Origin of the sequence: Streptomyces sp. NRRL F-2580, from assembly GCF_000720115.1 — a bacterium.
Classification (GTDB): domain Bacteria; phylum Actinomycetota; class Actinomycetes; order Streptomycetales; family Streptomycetaceae; genus Streptomyces.
On the sequence record NZ_JOIR01000005.1, the window covers coordinates 1 to 17,986 of the forward strand.

Annotated in this window: 17 protein-coding genes; 10 read left to right on the forward strand and 7 right to left on the reverse strand. The window is 73.8% G+C overall.

The window, feature by feature from the left end:
- Nucleotides 1-526 precede the first annotated feature (526 nt).
- Nucleotides 527-1,630, reverse strand: a complete 1,104-nt coding sequence (locus tag IF88_RS0106070) for a ferritin-like domain-containing protein (protein ID WP_030708047.1) — start codon at nt 1,628-1,630, stop codon at nt 527-529.
- 168 nt (nt 1,631-1,798) lie between these two features.
- On the opposite strand from IF88_RS0106070, the gene IF88_RS0106075 reads away from it, so the two are divergent.
- The 3 genes from IF88_RS0106075 (at nt 1,799) to IF88_RS0106085 (ending at nt 3,984) form a co-directional block, all read left to right on the forward strand.
- Entirely contained in the window at nt 1,799-2,728 is a 930-nt protein-coding gene (locus tag IF88_RS0106075; RefSeq protein WP_030708048.1) for an AurF N-oxygenase family protein, read from the forward strand.
- 265 nt (nt 2,729-2,993) lie between these two features.
- Nucleotides 2,994-3,707, forward strand: a complete 714-nt coding sequence (locus tag IF88_RS0106080) for a TetR/AcrR family transcriptional regulator (RefSeq protein ID WP_030708050.1) — start codon at nt 2,994-2,996, stop codon at nt 3,705-3,707.
- 10 nt (nt 3,708-3,717) lie between these two features.
- Nucleotides 3,718-3,984: a hypothetical protein gene (locus tag IF88_RS0106085; protein WP_030708052.1), complete on the forward strand. Its 267-nt coding sequence runs from the start codon at nt 3,718-3,720 to the stop codon at nt 3,982-3,984.
- A gap of 219 nt (nt 3,985-4,203) precedes the next feature.
- Here the strand turns inward: IF88_RS0106085 and IF88_RS0106090 are convergent, their stop codons facing one another.
- From IF88_RS0106090 to IF88_RS0106100, 3 genes are all read right to left on the reverse strand, one after another.
- On the reverse strand, nt 4,204-4,461 hold the full coding sequence (locus IF88_RS0106090) for a hypothetical protein (protein WP_199808038.1): 258 nt from the start codon (nt 4,459-4,461) through the stop codon (nt 4,204-4,206).
- Between the two features lie 23 nt (nt 4,462-4,484).
- Complete coding sequence (locus tag IF88_RS49550) at nt 4,485-5,297, reverse strand: hypothetical protein (protein WP_199808039.1); 813 nt, start codon at nt 5,295-5,297, stop codon at nt 4,485-4,487.
- Nucleotides 5,298-5,393: 96 nt separating this feature from the next.
- Entirely contained in the window at nt 5,394-6,026 is a 633-nt protein-coding gene (locus IF88_RS0106100) for a hypothetical protein (protein WP_030708058.1), read from the reverse strand.
- A 197-nt stretch (nt 6,027-6,223) separates the two neighbouring features.
- On the opposite strand from IF88_RS0106100, the gene IF88_RS0106105 reads away from it, so the two are divergent.
- Complete coding sequence (locus IF88_RS0106105; RefSeq protein ID WP_030708059.1) at nt 6,224-7,027, forward strand: nuclease-related domain-containing protein; 804 nt, start codon at nt 6,224-6,226, stop codon at nt 7,025-7,027.
- A 119-nt stretch (nt 7,028-7,146) separates the two neighbouring features.
- Here IF88_RS0106105 and IF88_RS0106110 read toward each other — a convergent pair whose 3' ends face one another.
- Complete coding sequence (locus tag IF88_RS0106110) at nt 7,147-8,241, reverse strand: Ku protein (RefSeq protein ID WP_030708061.1); 1,095 nt, start codon at nt 8,239-8,241, stop codon at nt 7,147-7,149.
- 31 nt (nt 8,242-8,272) lie between these two features.
- Between IF88_RS0106110 and ligD the strand changes: the two genes are divergently transcribed.
- Nucleotides 8,273-9,169, forward strand: coding sequence for a non-homologous end-joining DNA ligase (ligD, locus tag IF88_RS0106115; RefSeq protein WP_030708063.1), 897 nt, complete (start codon nt 8,273-8,275; stop codon nt 9,167-9,169).
- Nucleotides 9,169-10,089, forward strand: a complete 921-nt coding sequence (locus IF88_RS0106120; protein WP_030708065.1) for a DNA ligase — start codon at nt 9,169-9,171, stop codon at nt 10,087-10,089. The genes ligD and IF88_RS0106120 overlap by 1 nt, the downstream gene beginning before the upstream one ends.
- Before the next feature lie 97 nt (nt 10,090-10,186).
- On the opposite strand, the gene IF88_RS0106125 is transcribed toward IF88_RS0106120, so the two are convergent.
- Together IF88_RS0106125 and IF88_RS0106130 are read right to left on the reverse strand one after the other, a co-directional pair.
- Nucleotides 10,187-10,582, reverse strand: coding sequence for a DUF6479 family protein (locus IF88_RS0106125; RefSeq protein ID WP_030708067.1), 396 nt, complete (start codon nt 10,580-10,582; stop codon nt 10,187-10,189).
- 278 nt (nt 10,583-10,860) lie between these two features.
- Nucleotides 10,861-11,844 carry an XdhC family protein gene (locus IF88_RS0106130; RefSeq protein ID WP_030708069.1) on the reverse strand — a complete coding sequence of 328 codons (984 nt, stop codon included), beginning with the start codon at nt 11,842-11,844 and terminating at the stop codon, nt 10,861-10,863.
- Between the two features lie 298 nt (nt 11,845-12,142).
- Between IF88_RS0106130 and IF88_RS0106135 the strand changes: the two genes are divergently transcribed.
- The 4 genes from IF88_RS0106135 (at nt 12,143) to IF88_RS45260 (ending at nt 17,943) form a co-directional block, all read left to right on the forward strand.
- A complete protein-coding gene (locus IF88_RS0106135) occupies nt 12,143-14,530 on the forward strand; it encodes an AAA family ATPase (RefSeq protein WP_030708071.1) in 2,388 nt (795 codons plus the stop codon).
- Nucleotides 14,527-14,910: a hypothetical protein gene (locus IF88_RS0106140; protein WP_051836528.1), complete on the forward strand. Its 384-nt coding sequence runs from the start codon at nt 14,527-14,529 to the stop codon at nt 14,908-14,910. Before IF88_RS0106135 ends, IF88_RS0106140 begins: the two co-directional genes overlap by 4 nt.
- Before the next feature lie 30 nt (nt 14,911-14,940).
- Nucleotides 14,941-15,360, forward strand: coding sequence for a hypothetical protein (locus IF88_RS0106145; RefSeq protein WP_030708074.1), 420 nt, complete (start codon nt 14,941-14,943; stop codon nt 15,358-15,360).
- Nucleotides 15,361-15,462: 102 nt separating this feature from the next.
- Nucleotides 15,463-17,943 (forward strand): helicase-associated domain-containing protein, encoded by a 2,481-nt coding sequence (locus IF88_RS45260; protein WP_051836529.1) that lies wholly within the window; start codon nt 15,463-15,465, stop codon nt 17,941-17,943.
- The last annotated feature ends 43 nt before the right edge of the window (nt 17,944-17,986 follow it).

A 17,986-nucleotide genomic window follows, 5' to 3' on the forward strand; every position in this document is an offset into this window, starting at 1 on the left:
GCTGGATGGTGGGGCGGGGCCGAGGGATCGGGGCAGCCGGGCCGGTTGGGGCGGGGGGGGGGGTGTGTCGGGGGGATCCCCGCAGGGGGGCGAACGCACTTCCGCTCAGCTCTCCGACCCCTCGTCACGTTCGGCGCCCGAGGAGACGCCCCGGCGCGCGCCCGCCCCCGGCACAACCGGCCCCCACCCGACCCCGGCCCGGCTTCAGCCCTGGCCCCGGCTTCGACCCGAGCCGTGGCGCCGGTCCCGGCCCTGCCGTACCGGAGCCGCGCTCGTACCCGAGCCGCGGCCCTGGCCCCGGCCCGCGCCCGACCCCGGCTTCGACCCGAGGCCTGGCCCCCGGGCCCTGCCGTACCGGAGCCGCCGAGCCCCGGGCCGCGCCCGGCCCGCGCCCGACCCCGGCTTCGACCCGAGGCCTGGCCCCCCGGCCCTGCCGTACCGGAGCCGCCGGAGCCGCCGGACCCGCCGAGCCCTGGGCCGCGCCCAGCCGCGGCCCAGGCCCCGGCCCCGCCGGTGATCCGCAGCCCTAGCCGGCGGCGTCCCGTACCGCCGCCTCGACCTCCGCCACCCGCAGCGCCTCCTCGGCCGCGAACCGCTCCCGGTCCAGGACCTCGGCGATCTCCTCGTCCTGACTCATCAGCAGGTCCAGGTTGGAGTCGCCCATCTCGAAGACGCCCATGTCCAGGTAGGCCCGCTGGAGCCGTTCCCCCCACAGCCCGATGTCCTTCACGCACGGCACGATCCGGCTGAACAGCAGCCTGCGGAACATGTGCACGAACTCCGACTGCTCGCTGAGCTGCTCCGCCTCCTTCGCCGGGATGCCGAAGTTCTCCAGCACCTCCACCCCGAGCAGCCGGTCCCGCATCAGGTGGCAGCCCTCGATCACGAACTCCTCGCGCTCGCGCAGCTCGGCGTCCGTGAGCTGCCGGTAGTAGTCGCGCAGGGCCATCCGCCCGAAGGCCACGTGCCGGGCCTCGTCCTGCATCACGTACGCCAGGAGCTGCTTCGGCAGCGGCTTCGCCGTCGTGTCGCGGATCATGCCGAAGGCGGCCAGCGCCAGCCCCTCGATGAGCACCTGCATGCCCAGGTACGGCATGTCCCAGCGGGAGTCGCGCAGGGTGTCGCCGAGCAGTCCCTGAAGGCTGTCGTTGATCGGGTACAGCATCCCGACCTTCTCGTGCAGGAAGCGCCCGAAGATCTCCGCGTGCCGGGCCTCGTCCATGGTCTGCGTGGCGGAGTAGAACTTCGCGTCGAGGTCCGGCACCGACTCCACGATCCGCGCCGCGCACACCATCGCGCCCTGCTCGCCGTGCAGGAACTGGCTGAAGTTCCAGGAGGTGAAGTGCCGGCGCAGCTCGCCCTTGTCCTTCGCGGTGAGCTTGGCCCAGTGCCGCGTCCCGTACAGCGGCAGGGCCTCGTCGGGGGTGCCGAGCGGATCGTACGGGTCCACCTCGATGCCCCAGTCGATGCGCTTGGCGCCGTCCCACTGCTTGTCCTTGCCCTTCTGGTAGAGCGCGAGGAGGCGCTCGCGGCCGTCCTCGTACTCCCAGCTGAAGCGGGCGGAGCCGGAGGCGGGGATCTGCCAGACGGCCTCGCCCGGGTCCTCGGTGTAGAGCTCGTGCGTCGACACTGACGCCCCCTCGTGTCACGTACTTCCGTGCGGGACCGGACAGTTGGCAGGGTCACACGTTGGTAGACACGGGGTCAACAAGTCGTGCGCGGGGGATTGACGACCTTGCTGACAGGCAGTCTCATAAGCAATGACCGCCGGTAACTCGACCACGAGGTGTCCGAAACCATGACGACCGTGACCGAACGAGCCGCGCTCAGGGACGCCCTCGGCCTGCTGAAGGACCGGGAGCAGCTCGCCGAGCGACTGCTCGAATCCTCGGCCAAGCACTCCTTCGACCCCGACAAGGAACTCGACTGGGACGCCCCTACCGTCGAGGGCAAGTACTACTGGCCGCCCGAACTGCTCTCCCTCTACGACACCCCGCTCTGGAAGAAGATGGGGGAGGAGCAGCGCATCGACCTCTCCCGCCACGAGGCGGCGGCGCTCGGCTCGCTCGGCATCTGGTTCGAGATCATCCTGATGCAGCTGATGGTCCGGCACATCTACGACAAGTCGCTGACCAGCAATCACGTGCGTTACTCACTCACCGAGATCGCCGACGAGTGCCGCCACTCGATGATGTTCGCCCGCATGATCAAACAGAGCGGCAGCCCCGAGTACCCGGTCTCCCGCGTCAACCACAACCTCGCGCGGATCCTGAAGACGGTCTCCACCACCCCCGGCTCCTTCGCCTGCACCCTCCTCGGCGAGGAGATACTCGACTGGATGCAGCGCCTGACCTTCCCGGACGAGCGCGTCCAGCCGCTGGTCCGCGGGGTCACCCGGATCCACGTCATCGAGGAGGCCCGGCACGTCCGGTACGCCCGCGAGGAACTGCGCCGCCAGATGCTGACGGCCCCGCGCTGGGAGCAGGAGCTCACCCGGATCAGCTGCGGCGAGGCCGCCCGCGTCTTCTCGCTGGCCTTCGTGAACCCGGCCGTCTACGACAACGTCGGCCTGGACCGCCGCGAGGCCGTCGCCCAGGTCCGGGCGAGCGGCCACCGCCGTGAGGTCATGCAGACCGGCGCGAAGCGGCTCACCGACTTCCTCGACGACATCGGCGTACTGCGCGGGGTCGGCCGGCGGCTGTGGAAGAGCTCGGGACTGCTGGCGTAGGCCGTGTCCGGTGCCCGGGCCGGGCCCGGCGGCGAGCGCGGCAGCGAGTGCGGCGACGGGCCGTGTCCGGTGCCCGGGGGCGAGCGCGGCAGCGAGTGCGGCAGCGAGTGCGGCGCCGGGCGGGCGCCGGGCGGGCCACGGGCCGGCGCCGGGCAGGCCACGGGCCGGCGCCGGGCGGGCCACGGGCCCGTGACGGGCCCGTCGCCGGGCGGTGGAGATGGCCCGGACCGGGCCCGGGCGGCGCCCGTGGGGCTACCCTGCGGTCATGACCGTACGCGCCTACCGCAGGCTCAGCGTCGAGGAGCGGCGAGCCCAACTCCTCGACGCGGCCCTCTCGCTGTTCGCGCACCGGGCGCCGGAGGAGGTCTCGCTGGACGACGTCGCGGAGGCCGCCGGGGTCTCGCGCCCCCTCGTCTACCGCTACTTCCCGGGCGGCAAGCAGCAGCTCTACGAGGCCGCCCTCCGCTCAGCGGCGGACCTCCTCGAACTCTGCTTCGCCGAACCCCAGCAGGGGCCGCTGACCCAGCGCCTGGCCCGTGCCCTGGACCGCTACCTCGCCTTCGTCGACGAACACGACGCGGGCTTCGCCGCGCTCCTCCAGGGCGGCAGCGTCGTGGAGACCTCCCGCACGACGGCGACGGTGGACGGCATCCGCCGGGCCGCGGCCGACCAGATCCTCGTCCACCTGGGCGTCCCGGCCCCCGGCCCCCGGCTGCGCATGATGGTCCGTACGTGGATCACGGCGGTCGAGGCGGCCTCCCTGATCTGGATCGACGAGGGAAAGCAGCCGGAGGTCGAACAACTTCGGGACTGGCTGCTGGACCAGTTCATCGCCCTGCTGACGGCCACCGCGGCCACCGACCCGGAAACCGCGGCGGCCGCGCGGGCCGCGCTGGCTCTGGAATCGGCCGACGGGCCGGTCGGGGTGCTGGCCCGCCGCGTGATCCCGGTGGTCTCCGAGGCCGCCCACCTGCTGTGACACTGGTGGGGTGAGAAGCCAACCGACCCCGTTCGAGGGCGGCCCGATGGACGGCCGGGTCCTCCCGGTCCTCCTCGGCCTGACCGGACACCCCCCGAAGTGGTACGAGATCCCCGTCCCGGTGCCGGACGGGCCGGCGACGGTGCTGCTGTACGAACGCGTGCCGGCGGGGTACTCGAAGCGACTGGGCCTCCAGAAGGGCTGGAAATACGAGTTCCGCCCGTCGGGCCAAAAGCCGAAGCCCCGCTGGCCCTGGACCAAGACCCCCCGCCCCTGACCCGCTCGGTCAGATTCGGGGGCCCCGGCCGGGGTCGTGCGTTCACAGGCGGGGCCGGCGTCGGGCGGGGTTGACCGGGCCGGGCCGGGCCGGGCCGGGCCGGTGGGGCCGGGTCGGGCCACGGCCGGGGCCGGGCGCGCGCCGGGGCGTCTCCTCGGGCGCCGAACGTGTCGGGGGGTCGGAGAGCTGGGCGGAAGTGCGTTCGGCACCCTGCGGGGATCACCCCGACACCCACCCGACCCCGACCGCGTCCCTCCGGTACGTCCCCCGCTGCCCGCTGACGACGAGCGCCCGCAGCGTCCGCGGCAGGCCCACGGGGTCCAGCCCCGCATCGCGCGGCAGGGCCTCGCCCGCCTCGGACGCGCGCGAGACGTCGTGCAGTGTGCCGAGTGCCTTCTCGTGCGCCGTGGCCACCGTCTGCCGGGTGACCTCCACGTGGACGAGCACACCCAGCGCGGCCGCCAGCGAGCAGCCCATCACCACGATGAAACACGCCGACTTCAGGTCAGCGTGGCCGTCCAGGCGGGCAGCCTCGGTCTCATGACCGGCTCGGGGCCGGGGCCGAGACCGGGACCCGGACCGGGGCCGGGGCCGCGGTTCGACGGGCCCTGCGCACCCGCGGGCACCCGTACGATCTGCTCGCGCGTCGGCAGCATGGTGAGCTGCTTCTCGTCCCAGGACCAAGCGGTGATCAGCTCGTAGCCGCGGTTCCCGCTGGGCACCCGCAGGACCACGTCCCGCCCGGCCAGTTCCACCGAAATGACGGTCTGCGTGGTCGCCATGATCCGGTTGAGCCGTCCGTCCGGGTCCGCGGTGTACACCCGTACGGACATCATCTGGTCGGGGAATTCGATGCCGACGACCAGCTCGTCCTTGCCGTTGCCCGTGAGGTCCCGGTAGTACGGCGTCAGCACCGGGCACGCCTCGGGTCCCGCGTCCTCGCCCTCCTCTTCCTTCGCAACGCACGCCCTGATCGCGGCCGCGGTCTGGGCCGGCATCCCGTCGGCGCCGACGCCGGTGTTCGGGTGGGCCCGCAGCTCCGCCTGGACGAGGGCCACCGGATCGACGCCGTGCACGTCCTGGTCGTGGACGGGCGGGATCCCCTTGACGTACTCGGGCGGGGCCCCGCCGGGATCGGCGGGCGGTACGGACGCCCCCGTACGGTCGGGCCACAGGTGGACGGGCCCGCTCGCTGTCGGCGTGGCGCCGGCCGCGACCAGCCCGCCGGTGTCGCCGCAGCCGGCCAGCAGCGGAAGCAGGGCCAGGGCGGGCAGGGCGCGGAGCCAGGGCCCCGAGGTGCGAAGCCTGTTCACAGCTCCCCGTGCCCTCCTCTCCGCCGACGCCGACCGACGCCGACCGACGCCCACCGATGACGTCAACCATGTGCGGAGGTACGTCCCTTTGGGATGTCAGCTGTCCGTGCGCCCTCGGCGCAGCATCGCGAAGCCGAGCCCGGCGGCGCCGATCGCCGCGATGCCGCCGCCGGCCGCGAGCAGCAGCACGCCCTCGCCCGGTCCGTCGGCCAGCGTGCTCAGGCGCTGCGCGTCGGCCGGCCCGGAGGCGAGGTCCCGAAGACCGTCCGTGGGCGGCTGCTGCGGAGCCGAGGCGGGGACCACGTGTCCGCTGCGGGTACCGGTCTTGTGCCCCTCGCCCGCGACGACGTGCCCGCCGCCCTGCGCGGTGGTGTCACCGACCCAGGAGGTCAGCCGTCCGGAGGAGTCCAGCGCGGCGTGCAGCTCCCCGGCCGTGGCGAAGTCGGTGACGCCGTCGCGGCTGGTCAGCGTGGTCGCCTTGGAGCCGTCGGCGGTCAGGATCTCGGCCTGGTACGCGCCCTGGGCGGTGCGGTAGACCTGCGCCGTGGACGCGCCGTCCGCGAGGGAGAGGCTCTTGACCAGGGTCCGCTGCGGGGCCGCGGAGTGCGCGGACGAGGCCGCCGGCACCCCTTCGGCCAGCGCGGCGGCGGTGGGCAACGCCAGCAGGCTCGCGGCACATGCGGTCACGGCGGCGGCGCGAACGAGGGTGCGGCGGCTGACGGTGCTCACGGGAAGCCCTTCGGTGCTGGTGCTGGTGCTGGTCTGGCCCTGGCGTGTCCAGGTGGCACAAACCTAGGCGCCGGCCGTTGCGGCCGAGCCCCGGACGTGTAACAGCGAAGTCGCAACGTCCCGTCGGAGTCGTTACACAACCGAGGGATTGTGGTGCGGCGTTCCGGCTGCTCCCATGGACGCCGGGGGTGAGGGCGATGCGCGGACTCAAGGTACTGCCGAGCGGCCGGCCCGGCCGCGGCCGGCTGTACGTCAACCTGCCCGACGGGCAGGCGGTTGCCTGGTACGACCGGCAGGCCAATCGGATCAGCGTGCTCGCGGACGACCACCGCGAGGCGATCCTGGCGGCGCTGCGCCCCTACTTGAGCGGGACCGTCTCGATCGGACCGCCCCCGGTCCCCACCCGGGCCGACCTGCGGCACCTCGCCCTTCCGCCGGACGCGGACCTGGCCCCGAACCGCCCCGGCGAGACCTTGCTGGGCGACCTCGAACACGGCTCGGCGGGCACCCGCGCCCGGCACCGGCTGCGCCAGGACCTCACCGCGCAGCAGCGGATGGGCGACGCCTTCGACGCCCTGGAGCCGGACGGCTGGCGGACCCTGCACTGCGTTCCGCTGCCGGGTCTGGGCCGCATCGACCACCTGCTCATCGGCCCGGCCGGGATCTTCTGCGTGCGTACGGTCCCTGGCCGCCGTCAGCGCGCGGTGGTCGGCGACCTCCTGCTCACGATCGGCCGTACGGAACCCCGCCCGGACCCCCGCTGGATCCGCCGCGCGGCGGCCCGCGCCTCCCTGGCCCTCACCGCCCGCGTCACCCCGGCCCTGGCCCTGGTCGACGCCTCCCGCATCGACAAGGCCCCCACGGTCCGCGACATCCGCATCCTCCATCCCCCGACGGCCACGTCGGACCTCACGGCATCTCCCACCGCCCTCAAACCTCCAGAAGTCGAAACCCTCTTCGCCCAGGCCCGCGACACGAGAACCTGGCTCCCCTCCACATAGGCCCACCCACTCGGCTGCGCCGCACACATCCAGCCCCCGCCGGCGTTTGAGGCGCGGGGTCCGGGGCGGAGCCCCGGGTGCGGGAGAGCGCCGCAGGCCCGCCACCCGCACCCGCCGCCTCAGGCGGAGGACCGCTTCCGAGGCGTCGCCGCCTTCTTCGCGGCCGCGCCCGTCTTCTTCGCGGTTGCAGCCGAAGTGGACTTCGCGGCCGCAGCCGAAGTGGACTTCGTGGCTGCCGACTTGCCCGTGGTCGACTTCTTCTTGGTCGCGGCCGACGCCGACGCCGCGGTCTTCTTCGCCGAAGCCGCCGTCGACTTCTTCCCGCCCACCGCCTTCGGCGCAGCCGCAGCCGCACCCGCACCCGCACCCCGCGCCTTGCGCCGTAGGGGAGTCACCTCGCCCCCACGCTCGGCCTCGGCTTCGGCATCCATCTCCCCCCGAGACGCCTTCGCCGCCCGTACGCTCTTCTCCAACGCCGCCATCAGGTCGATCACCTGGCCCCCGGCCGGCTCCCGCACGGCCTCCGCCGGCTCGAACCCGCCCCCCGCCTTCGCCGCGATCATCGCCTCCACGGCCTCCCGGTAGTCGTCGTGCAGCGAGGCCATGTCCACCTCGCCCAGCGTCGCCATCAGCGCGTCCGCCAAGTCGAGTTCGGCCTCCCGTACCGACACCGTGACCTCCGGCGCCACCCCTTCCGGCGCCCGGATCTCGTCCGGCCACAACAGCCCGTGCATCGCGATCACGTCGTCGACGACCCGCAGCATGCCCAGCCGCTCCCGCCCCCGCAGCGCGTACTTGGCGATCGCGACCTTCCGGCTCCGCTTCAGCGCCTCGCGCAGGAGCGTGTACGGCTTGGCCGCCGTCGCCCCGTTCGCCGCGAGGTAGTACGCCGCGTCCATCTGCAACGGATCGATCTCGTCGGCGGGTACGAACGACATGATCTCGATCGTCTTCGCGGTCGCCAGCGGCAGCTGCGCCAGGTCCTCGTCCGTGATCGGGATGACCGACCCGTCGGCCTCCTCGTACCCCTTGCCGATCTCGGCGCTCGGCACCTCCTCCCCGTCCAGCTCGCACACCTTGCGGTAGCGGATCCGCCCGCCGTCGCCGAGGTGGATCTGGCGGAAGGAGATCGAGTGGCTCTCGGTGGCGTTCACGAGCTTGATCGGAATACTGACCAGGCCGAAGGAGATCGCCCCGTTCCAAATGGATCGCACGGTTCCTCCTGTTTCGTGGCAGTCTCATCGTATGACGCCGATCACCATGGTGGAGGGCCGTCGCATCGCGCTCAGCAATCTCGACAAGGTCCTCTATCCGGAGACCGGCTTCACCAAGGGCGAGGTGCTCCACTACTACGCCACCATCGCGGGCCCGCTCCTCGCCCACGTCCACGACCGGCCGGTGTCCTTCCTGCGCTATCCCGACGGACCCGACGGCCAGCTGTTCTTCACCAAGAATCCGCCGCCCGGCACGCCCGACTGGGTGAAGACCACCCCCGTGCCCCGCTCCGACGACGTGTCCGCCGAGCAGGTGGTCATCGCCGACATGGCCTCCCTCATGTGGGCCGCGAACCTCGTCGTGGAGATCCACACCCCCCAGTGGCCCGCCGGCAGCCCCGCCGTAGCCGACCGGATGGTCCTCGACCTCGACCCCGGCGCGCCCGCCACCGTCGTCGAGTGCTGCGCCGCCGCGCTCTGGCTGCGCGAGCGGCTCGCCGCCGACGGGCTGCACGCCTACGCCAAGACCTCCGGCTCCAAGGGCCTGCACCTGGCCGTGCCGCTGAAGCCGACCCCGTCCGCGCAGGTGTCGGCGTACGCGAAGCAGCTCGCCCAGGAGGCCGAGCGCGAGCTCCCCGACCTGGTGGTGCACCGCATGGCCAAGGCCCTGCGCCCCGGCAAGGTCTTCGTCGACCACAGCCAGAACGCCGCCGCCAAGACCACCGCCGCCCCCTACACCCTGCGTGCGCGGGCCCGGCCGACCGTGTCCGCTCCGGTGTCCTGGGAGGAGGTCGAGGCCTGCCGGACCCCCGCCGCGCTGGTCTTCCTCGCCGACGACATCGCGCCGCGGCTGGAGCGCGACGGGGACCTCTTCGGCCCGCTGACCGACCCGGACCGGGCCGGGAGACTGCCCGGCGGCCCGCCGTGATCCACGTCGCGCTGGCCGCGGCCGTACGCACCCTGCCGCGCGGGGCGGGGCTGGCGTACGAGCCGAAGTTCGACGGCCACCGAATGGTCATCGTGCGCACGGCCGACGACGTGGTCCTCCAAGCCCGCTCCGGCCGGATCGTGACCAGCGCCTTCCCCGACCTGGCCGCGGCCGCGCTGCAGCTGCCCGCCGCGACGGTCCTCGACGGGGAGGTGGTGGTCTGGCACGCTGGCCGTACGGACTTCGCCCTCGTCCAGCGGCGGGCGGCGGCCACGGCCGCACGGGCCGCCGTGCTCGCCCAGAGCCTGCCGGCCTCGTACGCCGCCTTCGACGTGCTGGAACTGGCCGGGCTCGACCTGCGCGCACGCCCGTACGAGCGACGCCGGGCCCTCCTCGTCGACCTGCTCCTGCCGCTCGGGCCGCCACTGCAGCCCGTACCGATGACGACGGACCCGGAACTGGCCGCCACCTGGTACGAGACCCTGCCCGCCAGCGGTATCGAGGGACTGGTCGTCAAGCGGCTGGACCAGGCCTACCCGGCCGGGCGGCGCGGCTGGCAGAAGCTCCGGCACACGGACGTCCGGGACGCGGCGGTGGTCGGCTACACCGGGACCCCGCGCCGGCCGCTCGCCCTGGTGCTCGTCCTGCCGGTCGGGGACGAGACCCCGCTGGTGTCCAGCCCGCTGACGGCGGCGCTGCGCGCGGAGGTGGCGGCGGAACTGGCCTCGCGCACGGCGACGGCTACGGCCACGGCCACGGCCGCGGCCACGCCAACTGCCCCTGCTCCGGCCACGGTGACGGCGATCGGGCTCGGGGAGGTCCCCTTCCGGCCGCTCGACCCGCCGCTCACGGCGGAGGTCCGGTACACCTCGACCCGGCACCCGCCACCGGAAGTGCTGCGGCTGCGGTCAGACCTCTGACCCGCGCGGGAAGCGCGGGCCAGAGGATGCAGGAAACCTAATGCCGGATTGCCGGATTGCCGGATTGCCGGAATGCCGCATCGCTGCATCTGCCGGGTCAGGCGTGTGCTCCACGCCCCGAGTCGGGGGGAGACCCCGGCTGCGGGTGCGGGCCCGGTCCTTCGGGCTGCTCGTACCCCGACTCGCGCTCCTTCCGGACCTCCTCCGGATGGGTGGAGGTCGTGGAGCCGAAGTTTCCGTACCCCTGCATTTCGTGCGGCCTCAGTCCGCCATTGGGCATCTCCACAGGGTCCCGCTCCTCGCGGACCTCGTAGACCGCCCCGCCCTTGGGCAGATGCGGCTGGTCCTCGGCGTGGGGCGGGGGCGGCTCCTTCGCCCGAACCCGCTGCCCCAGCTTGAAGCCGCCGAGCAGCATGCCGACGACGGCTAGTCCGGCGAAAATGAACCACGCGATGTCGGAGAGGATCGCGTCCACACTCAGGATCATGTCCATGCAGCCCAGTTTTGCGCACTTCGCTCAGATATGCGCACTTCCGACCAGATGCCCTACGGCATCCGGGGCACGTGCAGTGGAGAAGGCCAGGAACCAGCGGCGGATCCGGGCGGGCACCGAAGGGCGGTCCCGAGGGCCGACCCCGCGGACCGAAGGACGGCTGAAGGGCGGACCCGAGGGCGCATCCAGCCGCGGAGCCGAGGGTGGCGCCAAGCGCAGACCCAGCGCATCCAGCCGCGGAGCCGAGGGTGGCACCCAGCGCAGACCCCGGGGCCGACCTAAGGATTGATGGGCCCGTCGGCATCCCGCAGCACCCCCGCCTTGCGGGACCCCAGCACGCCCAGGATCTCGGCGCAGATCGCCAGGGCGGTCTCGGCCGGGGTGCGGGCCCCGAGGTCCAGGCCGATCGGACCGTGGACGAGGGCCAGCCGGGCCTCGCTCACGCCCGCTGAGATCAGGCCCTCCCGCCGCCGCGCGGTCGTACGTCGGGACCCGAGCGCCCCGACGTACGGAACCCCCGCGGCCAGCGCGGCCTGGAGCGTCGGCACGTCGAACTCCTCGTCGTGGCTGAGCATGACCACGCAGGCCGCGTCGCGGCGCGCCTCGATCAGCTTGGCGGCCTCCTCCCGGCCGGTGACCAGCGCGGCTTCCCAGCCCAGCAGCAGCGCCTGCCGCTCGATGATTTCGGCCAGCTCGCCGTTGCCGCCGATGACCACGTACGGGGCCGACGGGTGCGCCTCGACCAGCACCAGCCCGGACTGCCCGTACAGCGCGTCCCGCCCGGGCCGCCGGACGGCCAGCAGTTCGCCGGCCCGGCGCCCGGCGTCGTCGCGCGGGACGTCGGTGGCCCGTACGACCTCACTGGAGGCCTGGTCGGCGGCTTCGTTCAGCCGGGTCACCAACGCCACGCCGACCCCCTCGCCGAGCAGTTCCCACCACTCGGCCGGGATCGCCGACAGCGGCTGGAGCAGCACCTCGGCCTGCCCGCCACAGGTCAGCTTCGCCTCGACGGCCTCGGCCAGACGCACCGACACCTCGCACACCCGCGCGGTGTCCCCCGGCCGCATGGCGCCGGCCTCGGCGATCAGTTCGGCGTCGAAGACCCCCCGGTACAGGGCGCCGACGCACTCCCCCCGCGCATCGACGAGAACGGCCCCGGCCGGATCCCGCGGCCCGAACCCCTGCTCGGTCACGGGCCGGGCCAGATAGCCCGCCCGCCCCTCGGCCACCCACTGCCGTGCCGTCTCCACCAGCTCACGCATCTGTGCCGCCCCATCCACTCCGAGCTCACTCCCCGCAAAGCGCCAGGTCAACGGCACAATGCGGCCTCAGAACCACCCTAAGCACGCCCCCCATCCCTACCCACCCCCCAAACCCACAGACCCCGCCCCACCTCCCTCGTACAGACCACCGGAACCGCGGCGCCGGGGCACGGCGGGAAATCACGGCCGGGGCTTCGAGCGCGCGCTGGACAATTCCGCCCCGCGGGGGCGGCGGGCTCGGGCACCATGGGCGAGCAGCTTGATCAACAACGCCCCCGTGCCCTCGTAAGGAGCCGCCGTGACTGACCAGCCCCAGTCCTCCCTCCGCGACCTGTTACTCGGCCGCCTCGCGGCGTCCGGGCTGACCCCCGCGGCGCAGCAGCTCGTGGCCGGGCTGCTGCCCGAGGCGCGGGCCAGGAGCGCCCGGCGGGCCGGGCCGCTGTACCTGCGATCGATATCGGCCGCCGGCTGGCGCGGCATCGGACCGGCCGCGACGCTCGACCTCGAACCCGGCCCCGGCCTCACCGTCGTCGCGGGCCGCAACGGGTCGGGGAAGTCGAGCTTCGCCGAGGCCGCCGAGATGGTGCTCACCGGAGACAACTTCCGCTGGCAGGAACGGACCCAGATCTGGAAGCAGGGCTGGCGCAACCTGCACGACCACACCGCTCCCCAGGTGTCCGTACAACTGTGCACCGATGGCGCCGGCGATCCGCTGACCGTACAGAGGACTTGGCACGGGGACGGCCTGGAGGACTCCCGCACGGTCGTCCACCGGCCCGGCGGGCCCGAGCAGGACCCTCGCGAGATCATCGACGCCGAAGACCTCTCCCTCTACCGGCCGTTCCTCTCGTACAGCGAGCTCGGCGCGATGATCAACGGGCGGATGAGCGCCCTGCACGATGCGCTCGCGCAGATCCTCGGTCTGGACCTGCTCGCCGACGCCGACACCGAAGCCCGGGCCCGCGCGAAGAAGCTCACCGACACCGTGACGGGGGCCGGTGACCTGGTCCGCGCCGTCATCGCCGAACTGTCGGAGTCGGACGACCCGCGGGCCGCCGAGGCCGTGGCGGCGCTCGAAGGCCGCCGGCCGGACCTCGACCGGTTGCGCGCGCTGCTCAAGGGCCAGGTCGCGACGGACGGCGCCGAACTCGCCCGGCTGCGCCGCCTCGCCGGCCTCGAAGGCCCCGACCCGCGCGAGGTCACCGGCGCGGTCGCCCGGCTCCGGGAGGCCGCGGCCGTTGCCGAGGACGCGCGCTTCACCACCGCCGAGGACGCCCGGCAGCTGATCGAACTGCTGGAGCGCGCCCAGGACCACCGGCGCCGCCACCCGCAGTCCGCCGACTGCCCCGTGTGCGGAGCCGAAAGCCGCCTCGACGAGGGCTGGTCCGTGCGCGCCCGGGAACAGGTCGACCGGCTCCGGCGGGAAGCCGCCGAGGCACAGACCGCCCGTACGGGCCTGGACGCCGCGGCGCGGGCCGTACGGGACCTCGTACAGCCGGTTCCGGGCTGGCTCCAGGGCGATGCCTCGCCGCTCGCCCCGCTCTGGGACGAGTGGGCCGCCTGCCGGGACGTCACCGATCCGCGCGAACTCGCGGACCGGATCGAACGCGTGGCGGCCACGCTCGCCGACGCGTGCCGGCAGCAGAGCGAGGAGGCCGCGGACCGGATCGCGGAGCAGGACGGTCGGTGGCAGCCCCTCGCCCTGCGCCTCGCCGAATGCCTGCGCGCGGCAGAGGCGACGGAGGCGGCCCGGCCGCTGATCAAGCAGATCAAGGACGTGCGCGCATGGCTGCGGAAGGTGACTGACGAACTGCGCGAGGAACGGCTCCGGCCCTTCGCCGACCAGTCGCAGGGCATCTGGAAGCTGCTGTGCGAGCGCAGCAGCGTCTCGCTCGGCTCGATCAGCCTCGCGGGCACCGCCACCGCGCGCAAGGTCGTGCTCGATGCCTCCGTGGACACCGTCGACGCTCCCGCCTTCGGTGTGATGAGCCAGGGCGAGCTCCACTCGCTCGCGCTCTCGCTGTTCCTCCCGCGCGCCACGCACCCGGACAGCCCCTTCGGCTTCCTGCTGATCGACGACCCCGTACAGTCCATGGACCCGGAGAAGGTCGAAGGACTCGCCCGCGTCCTCCACTTCTGCTCCCTGCGTCGCCAAGTGGTCGTGTTCACCCACGACACCCGGCTCCAGGCGGCCATCCGCCAACTGCGCGCACCCGCGACGATCATGCAGGTCTCCCGTCGGACCGGCTCCGTCGTACGGGTCACCCGGACCGACGACCCCGTCTCCCTCGCGCTGGACGAGGCCCGGGCCGTGGCGGGCGACCGCAACGTGCCGCAGGACGTGGCCGACCGGGTGCTGCCCCGGATGTGCCGGGGAGCGCTGGAAGCCGCGTACCTGGAGCCCGCACGCCGGCGGCTGCGCGCCGACGGCCACGGCCACGACGAGGTCGAGGCGAGGATCGGCAGGACGTACGAGCTCACCGGGCTGGCCGCGCTCGCGTTCTACGACAGCGGGATGGCGCCGGCCGAGGTGCTCGCCGCGGTCGCCCGGGACCACGGGCCGTGGGCGCGCACCCTGATCGAACGGTGCGACCCCGGCGCCGGCGAGGTTCCCGCCCCGCCGGGTGCCCCCGTCGACCTGGTCGGGGACACCGAACGGCTCGCCAGGGCGGTGCAGCGCCGGTGATCCGGTCCCCCCACCAGCTCGTGGCCGCCGCCGGCGACCTGCTCACGCCCCCGCCCGGCACCGAGCCCACCCTCACGCCCGCACTGCGCGCCCGCGCCGCGGCCGCCCTGCTGCGGCTGGCCCTCGACGAGGCCATGGACGACTTCTGGCGTGGCGTCAGCCCCCGCATGGTCCACGCCAGGGGCCGGACCAAGGCGCTCTGCCTGGACGCGTACGTGAGCCCCGCCCTGGCCCGCCAGTGGTACGCCGTCTGGACGGCCCTCACCACAGCCGGCCACCACGAAACCTACGAACCGCCACCCACTCCGGCCGAGGTGAAGGCCTGGCACGGAGCCGTCACGGACCTCCTCCACGCCATGCCGACCGCCACCAGGCCCTGACGGCATCACGGAGGGAAGGAACCGCACTACTTGGACACCCGCCACTACGTCATGGTCGCCACCAGCGGACTCGATCACGTCGGAACCGGAGCCCAGATCGACGACTGGCTGCGGAGATGGCTGAAGGAGCGGCCGAAGCAATACGACGTCGACGCCCTCGCCCAGGGGCGGAACGAAATAGCCCGAGGCGTGACCCTCTCCCACGAGTCCGCCACCGGGACGTCAGGAGCGCACGGACGCCGGCGACTCCGGGAGACCACCCCGGACGGCACCTGCCAGACCACCGTGATGATCCGGCAGGCCGGAACCGGACCGACCTGGTCCAGCTGGACGCGGAGCACCTTCCCGACGACCCCGACGTCCTTCCCGTACCGGCCGGGACCCACCGGCTCGCGGGAAGTCTGCTCGACGTACTCCAGGCGCGCGACGGGCAAAGACGGGCAAAGGTGACGGCCCGCGGGCGGGCGCCTGCGCCGGCGCTGAGGGGGGCGGCCTGAAGCGATGCGGCTGGTTCGCCCCTGCGGGATGGTCGGCCGACGCTAGGCTGGCCGGGTGAACGCGCGCACCGCCCTGGCGAAATGGCTCGGCACCCTGGATTCCGAGCGACTGACCGCCCTGTTGGAAGAGCGGGATCTGCCGCTCGCCGCCGAGCACCGGCGGGTCACCACCCTCCCCGAGCTCGCCCAGCACCTGCTCACCGACGAGTCGGTCGCCCACGGCCTGATGGCAGGAACGGCAGGGGAGTTGGCGCTGCTGGCCTCCATCGCCGCGCTGGCTCTGGAGCGGCACGGCCCTGCCGGCGGCGGCGATGCCGAGGGTGGCCCCCGGTATCCCTGGCAGCAGCACCGGCCCGTGGCGCCGGTGGAGCCCGCGGACCGGCTGGTCGCCGAGCGGGACGTACTGGCCTGGTTCGAGGCGGGGGAGGAGCGGCGGCGGGCGGAGCACACGCTCGGCCGACTGCGGGAGCGCGCGCTGTTGCTCCCCGCCCCCAAGGGGAAACTGGCGCTGCCGCCGCTGCTGCATGTCCGGGCCGCCGGGTTCGACGGCTACGGGCGCACCGCCACCTGGCTGCTGACCTCCGCCTACAACGCCCCCGAGGTCAAGCGGATTGCCGCGAACCTCTTCGGCGAGGGCGCGGCCCGTACCCGCGACCAGGCCCAGGAGCTGATCACCGCCCTGTTCGCCGATCCCGCCAGGGTGCGGGCACTGGTGGCGGACGCCCCGGCCCGAGCCCGGGAGCTGCTGGACCACCTGGTGCCCGGCCCGCCCCTGCTGCGCACGCACTGCTTCGTCAGCCGGTACGGGGGCCAGTACGCGGGCCCGGACTCCAAGTACGTCTTCCGGGAGGCCGGCAGCGGCGACGAGGGCACCGACTGGTTGGCCGCGCGCGGGCTCATGGTCCCCGTCGGGCCCGACCTGGTGGAGCTTCCGTACGAAGTGGCGCGTGCGCTGCGCGACGAGGGCACGGCGCCCTGCCCGCGCCTGGAACCGGAGCCGCTCACCGCCACCGCGCCGCTGCCATCCGGGTGGGAAGGCGAGGGCGGCACGGCCGCCGCGGCGGCCGCGTGGCGGGCCGAACTGGTCCTGCGGGCGCTGGCCGCCCAGCCGGTCGCGATCCGCAAGGCGGGCGGGATCGCCGTACGGGACACCCGGCGGCTTGCCAAGGCGGCCGGGGCGGACGAGGCCGACACCCGGCTGTGGCTCGACCTCGCCGTGAACGCCGGGCTCGCCGCGCCCCAGGACGACGAGCCGGCCCCCGCCGCCCGGGGCCGCCGCCGGGGCCCCCAGCCGCCCCGGCCCTCCGCCCGCCTGCTGCCCAGCGACCGCTACGACGCCTGGGCGGCGGCCCCGCCCGCGGGCAAGCTGCTGCCGCTGCTGGCAGCCTGGGCCGTGGTCCCCGAAATCCTCAGCCACTGGCCGGACCCCGACGAGACCCCGGTCGCGCTCATCAGCCCGAGCGACGAGGACGCGGTGACCCTGCGGACCGGGGTACTGCGGGCTCTCGCCACCCTCCCCGACGGCCACGGGCTGACCGGCGGCGCGCTGGGATACGCCGAACTCCTGGTCCTCGCCGCGTGGTTCCAGCCGGCCCTGCGAGGCCACCTGGCCGGAGACGAAGCCGGAACACTGACCGGGGCGGACGAACTCCTCGACCGGCTGGCCGCCACCCTGCAGGAGGCCGCCCTGCTCGGCGTGGTCGCCCACGGCGCGCTCACCCCCGTCGGGCGGGCCCTGTGCGGCCTGCTGGAGGCGGGCGCCACCCACCACTACCCGGCCGTGCCCGGAGCGGGCGCCGACCCGGCCGCTCGCGGCTCCGAGGGCCTGGGCGAGGACCTCACCCACCGCCCCGCACTGGCCCGGGCGGTCACCACCCTTCGCGAAGCCCTGCACACAGCCCTGCCCGAGCCCAGCGTCACCGCCCGCTTCCAGAGCGACCTGACCGCCACCGTCACCGGCGCGCCCGCGCCCGCCCTCGCCGATCTGCTCTCCAGCGTCGGCGACATCGAGTCCGAGGGGCACGCGGTGGTCTGGAGGATCACCGCGACTTCCGTACGCCGTGCCCTGGACGCGGGTTGGAGCGCCGACGAACTCCTCGACCGGCTCACGGCGGCAAGCGAACGCAACACCCCACTGCCCCAGCCACTGGCCTACACGATCAAGGACACCGCCCGCACCCACGGGCAGCTCAAGGTCGTCCGCTCCGCTTGCTGCATCCGCTCGGACGACACCGCACTGATCGCCGAGGTGGCCCAGGCCCGCGGCCTGACCAAGCTCCGCCTGCGCCGGATCGCCCCCACCGTCCTGATCTCCACAGCACCACCGGAGGAGACGCTGTCAGCCCTCCGCGCGGCCGGCTACGCCCCCACCCAGGAAGCCGAGACCGGCACCACGCTCCTAGACCGCGCCCCCGCCGACCGCGCACCGAGCCTCATGCCCACCCTGGACCAGGCCCACCCCCTGTACGGCGAACCGGCCCACGATGTCCCGGCGAGCGCCCGTGCGCTGGCCGCGGCGCTCACCGCGGCCGGGTAAGGGTGGAGGAGCCTCCCGTCCACCCCGGCATGCTGTTTCCTCC

Excerpts from the sequence above, each read along its gene's own strand:
- IF88_RS0106125 (WP_030708067.1), bottom strand. The coding sequence starts at position 10,582 with ATGGACATGATCCTGAGTGTGGACGCGATCCTCTCCGACATCGCGTGG.
- IF88_RS0106080 (WP_030708050.1), top strand. The coding sequence starts at position 2,994 with ATGACCGTACGCGCCTACCGCAGGCTCAGCGTCGAGGAGCGGCGAGCC.
- IF88_RS0106130 (WP_030708069.1), bottom strand. The coding sequence starts at position 11,844 with ATGCGTGAGCTGGTGGAGACGGCACGGCAGTGGGTGGCCGAGGGGCGG.
- IF88_RS0106105 (WP_030708059.1), top strand. The coding sequence starts at position 6,224 with ATGCGCGGACTCAAGGTACTGCCGAGCGGCCGGCCCGGCCGCGGCCGG.
- IF88_RS0106075 (WP_030708048.1), top strand. The coding sequence starts at position 1,799 with ATGACGACCGTGACCGAACGAGCCGCGCTCAGGGACGCCCTCGGCCTG.
- ligD (WP_030708063.1), top strand. The coding sequence starts at position 8,273 with ATGACGCCGATCACCATGGTGGAGGGCCGTCGCATCGCGCTCAGCAAT.
- IF88_RS0106090 (WP_199808038.1), bottom strand. The coding sequence starts at position 4,461 with ATGGGCTGCTCGCTGGCGGCCGCGCTGGGTGTGCTCGTCCACGTGGAG.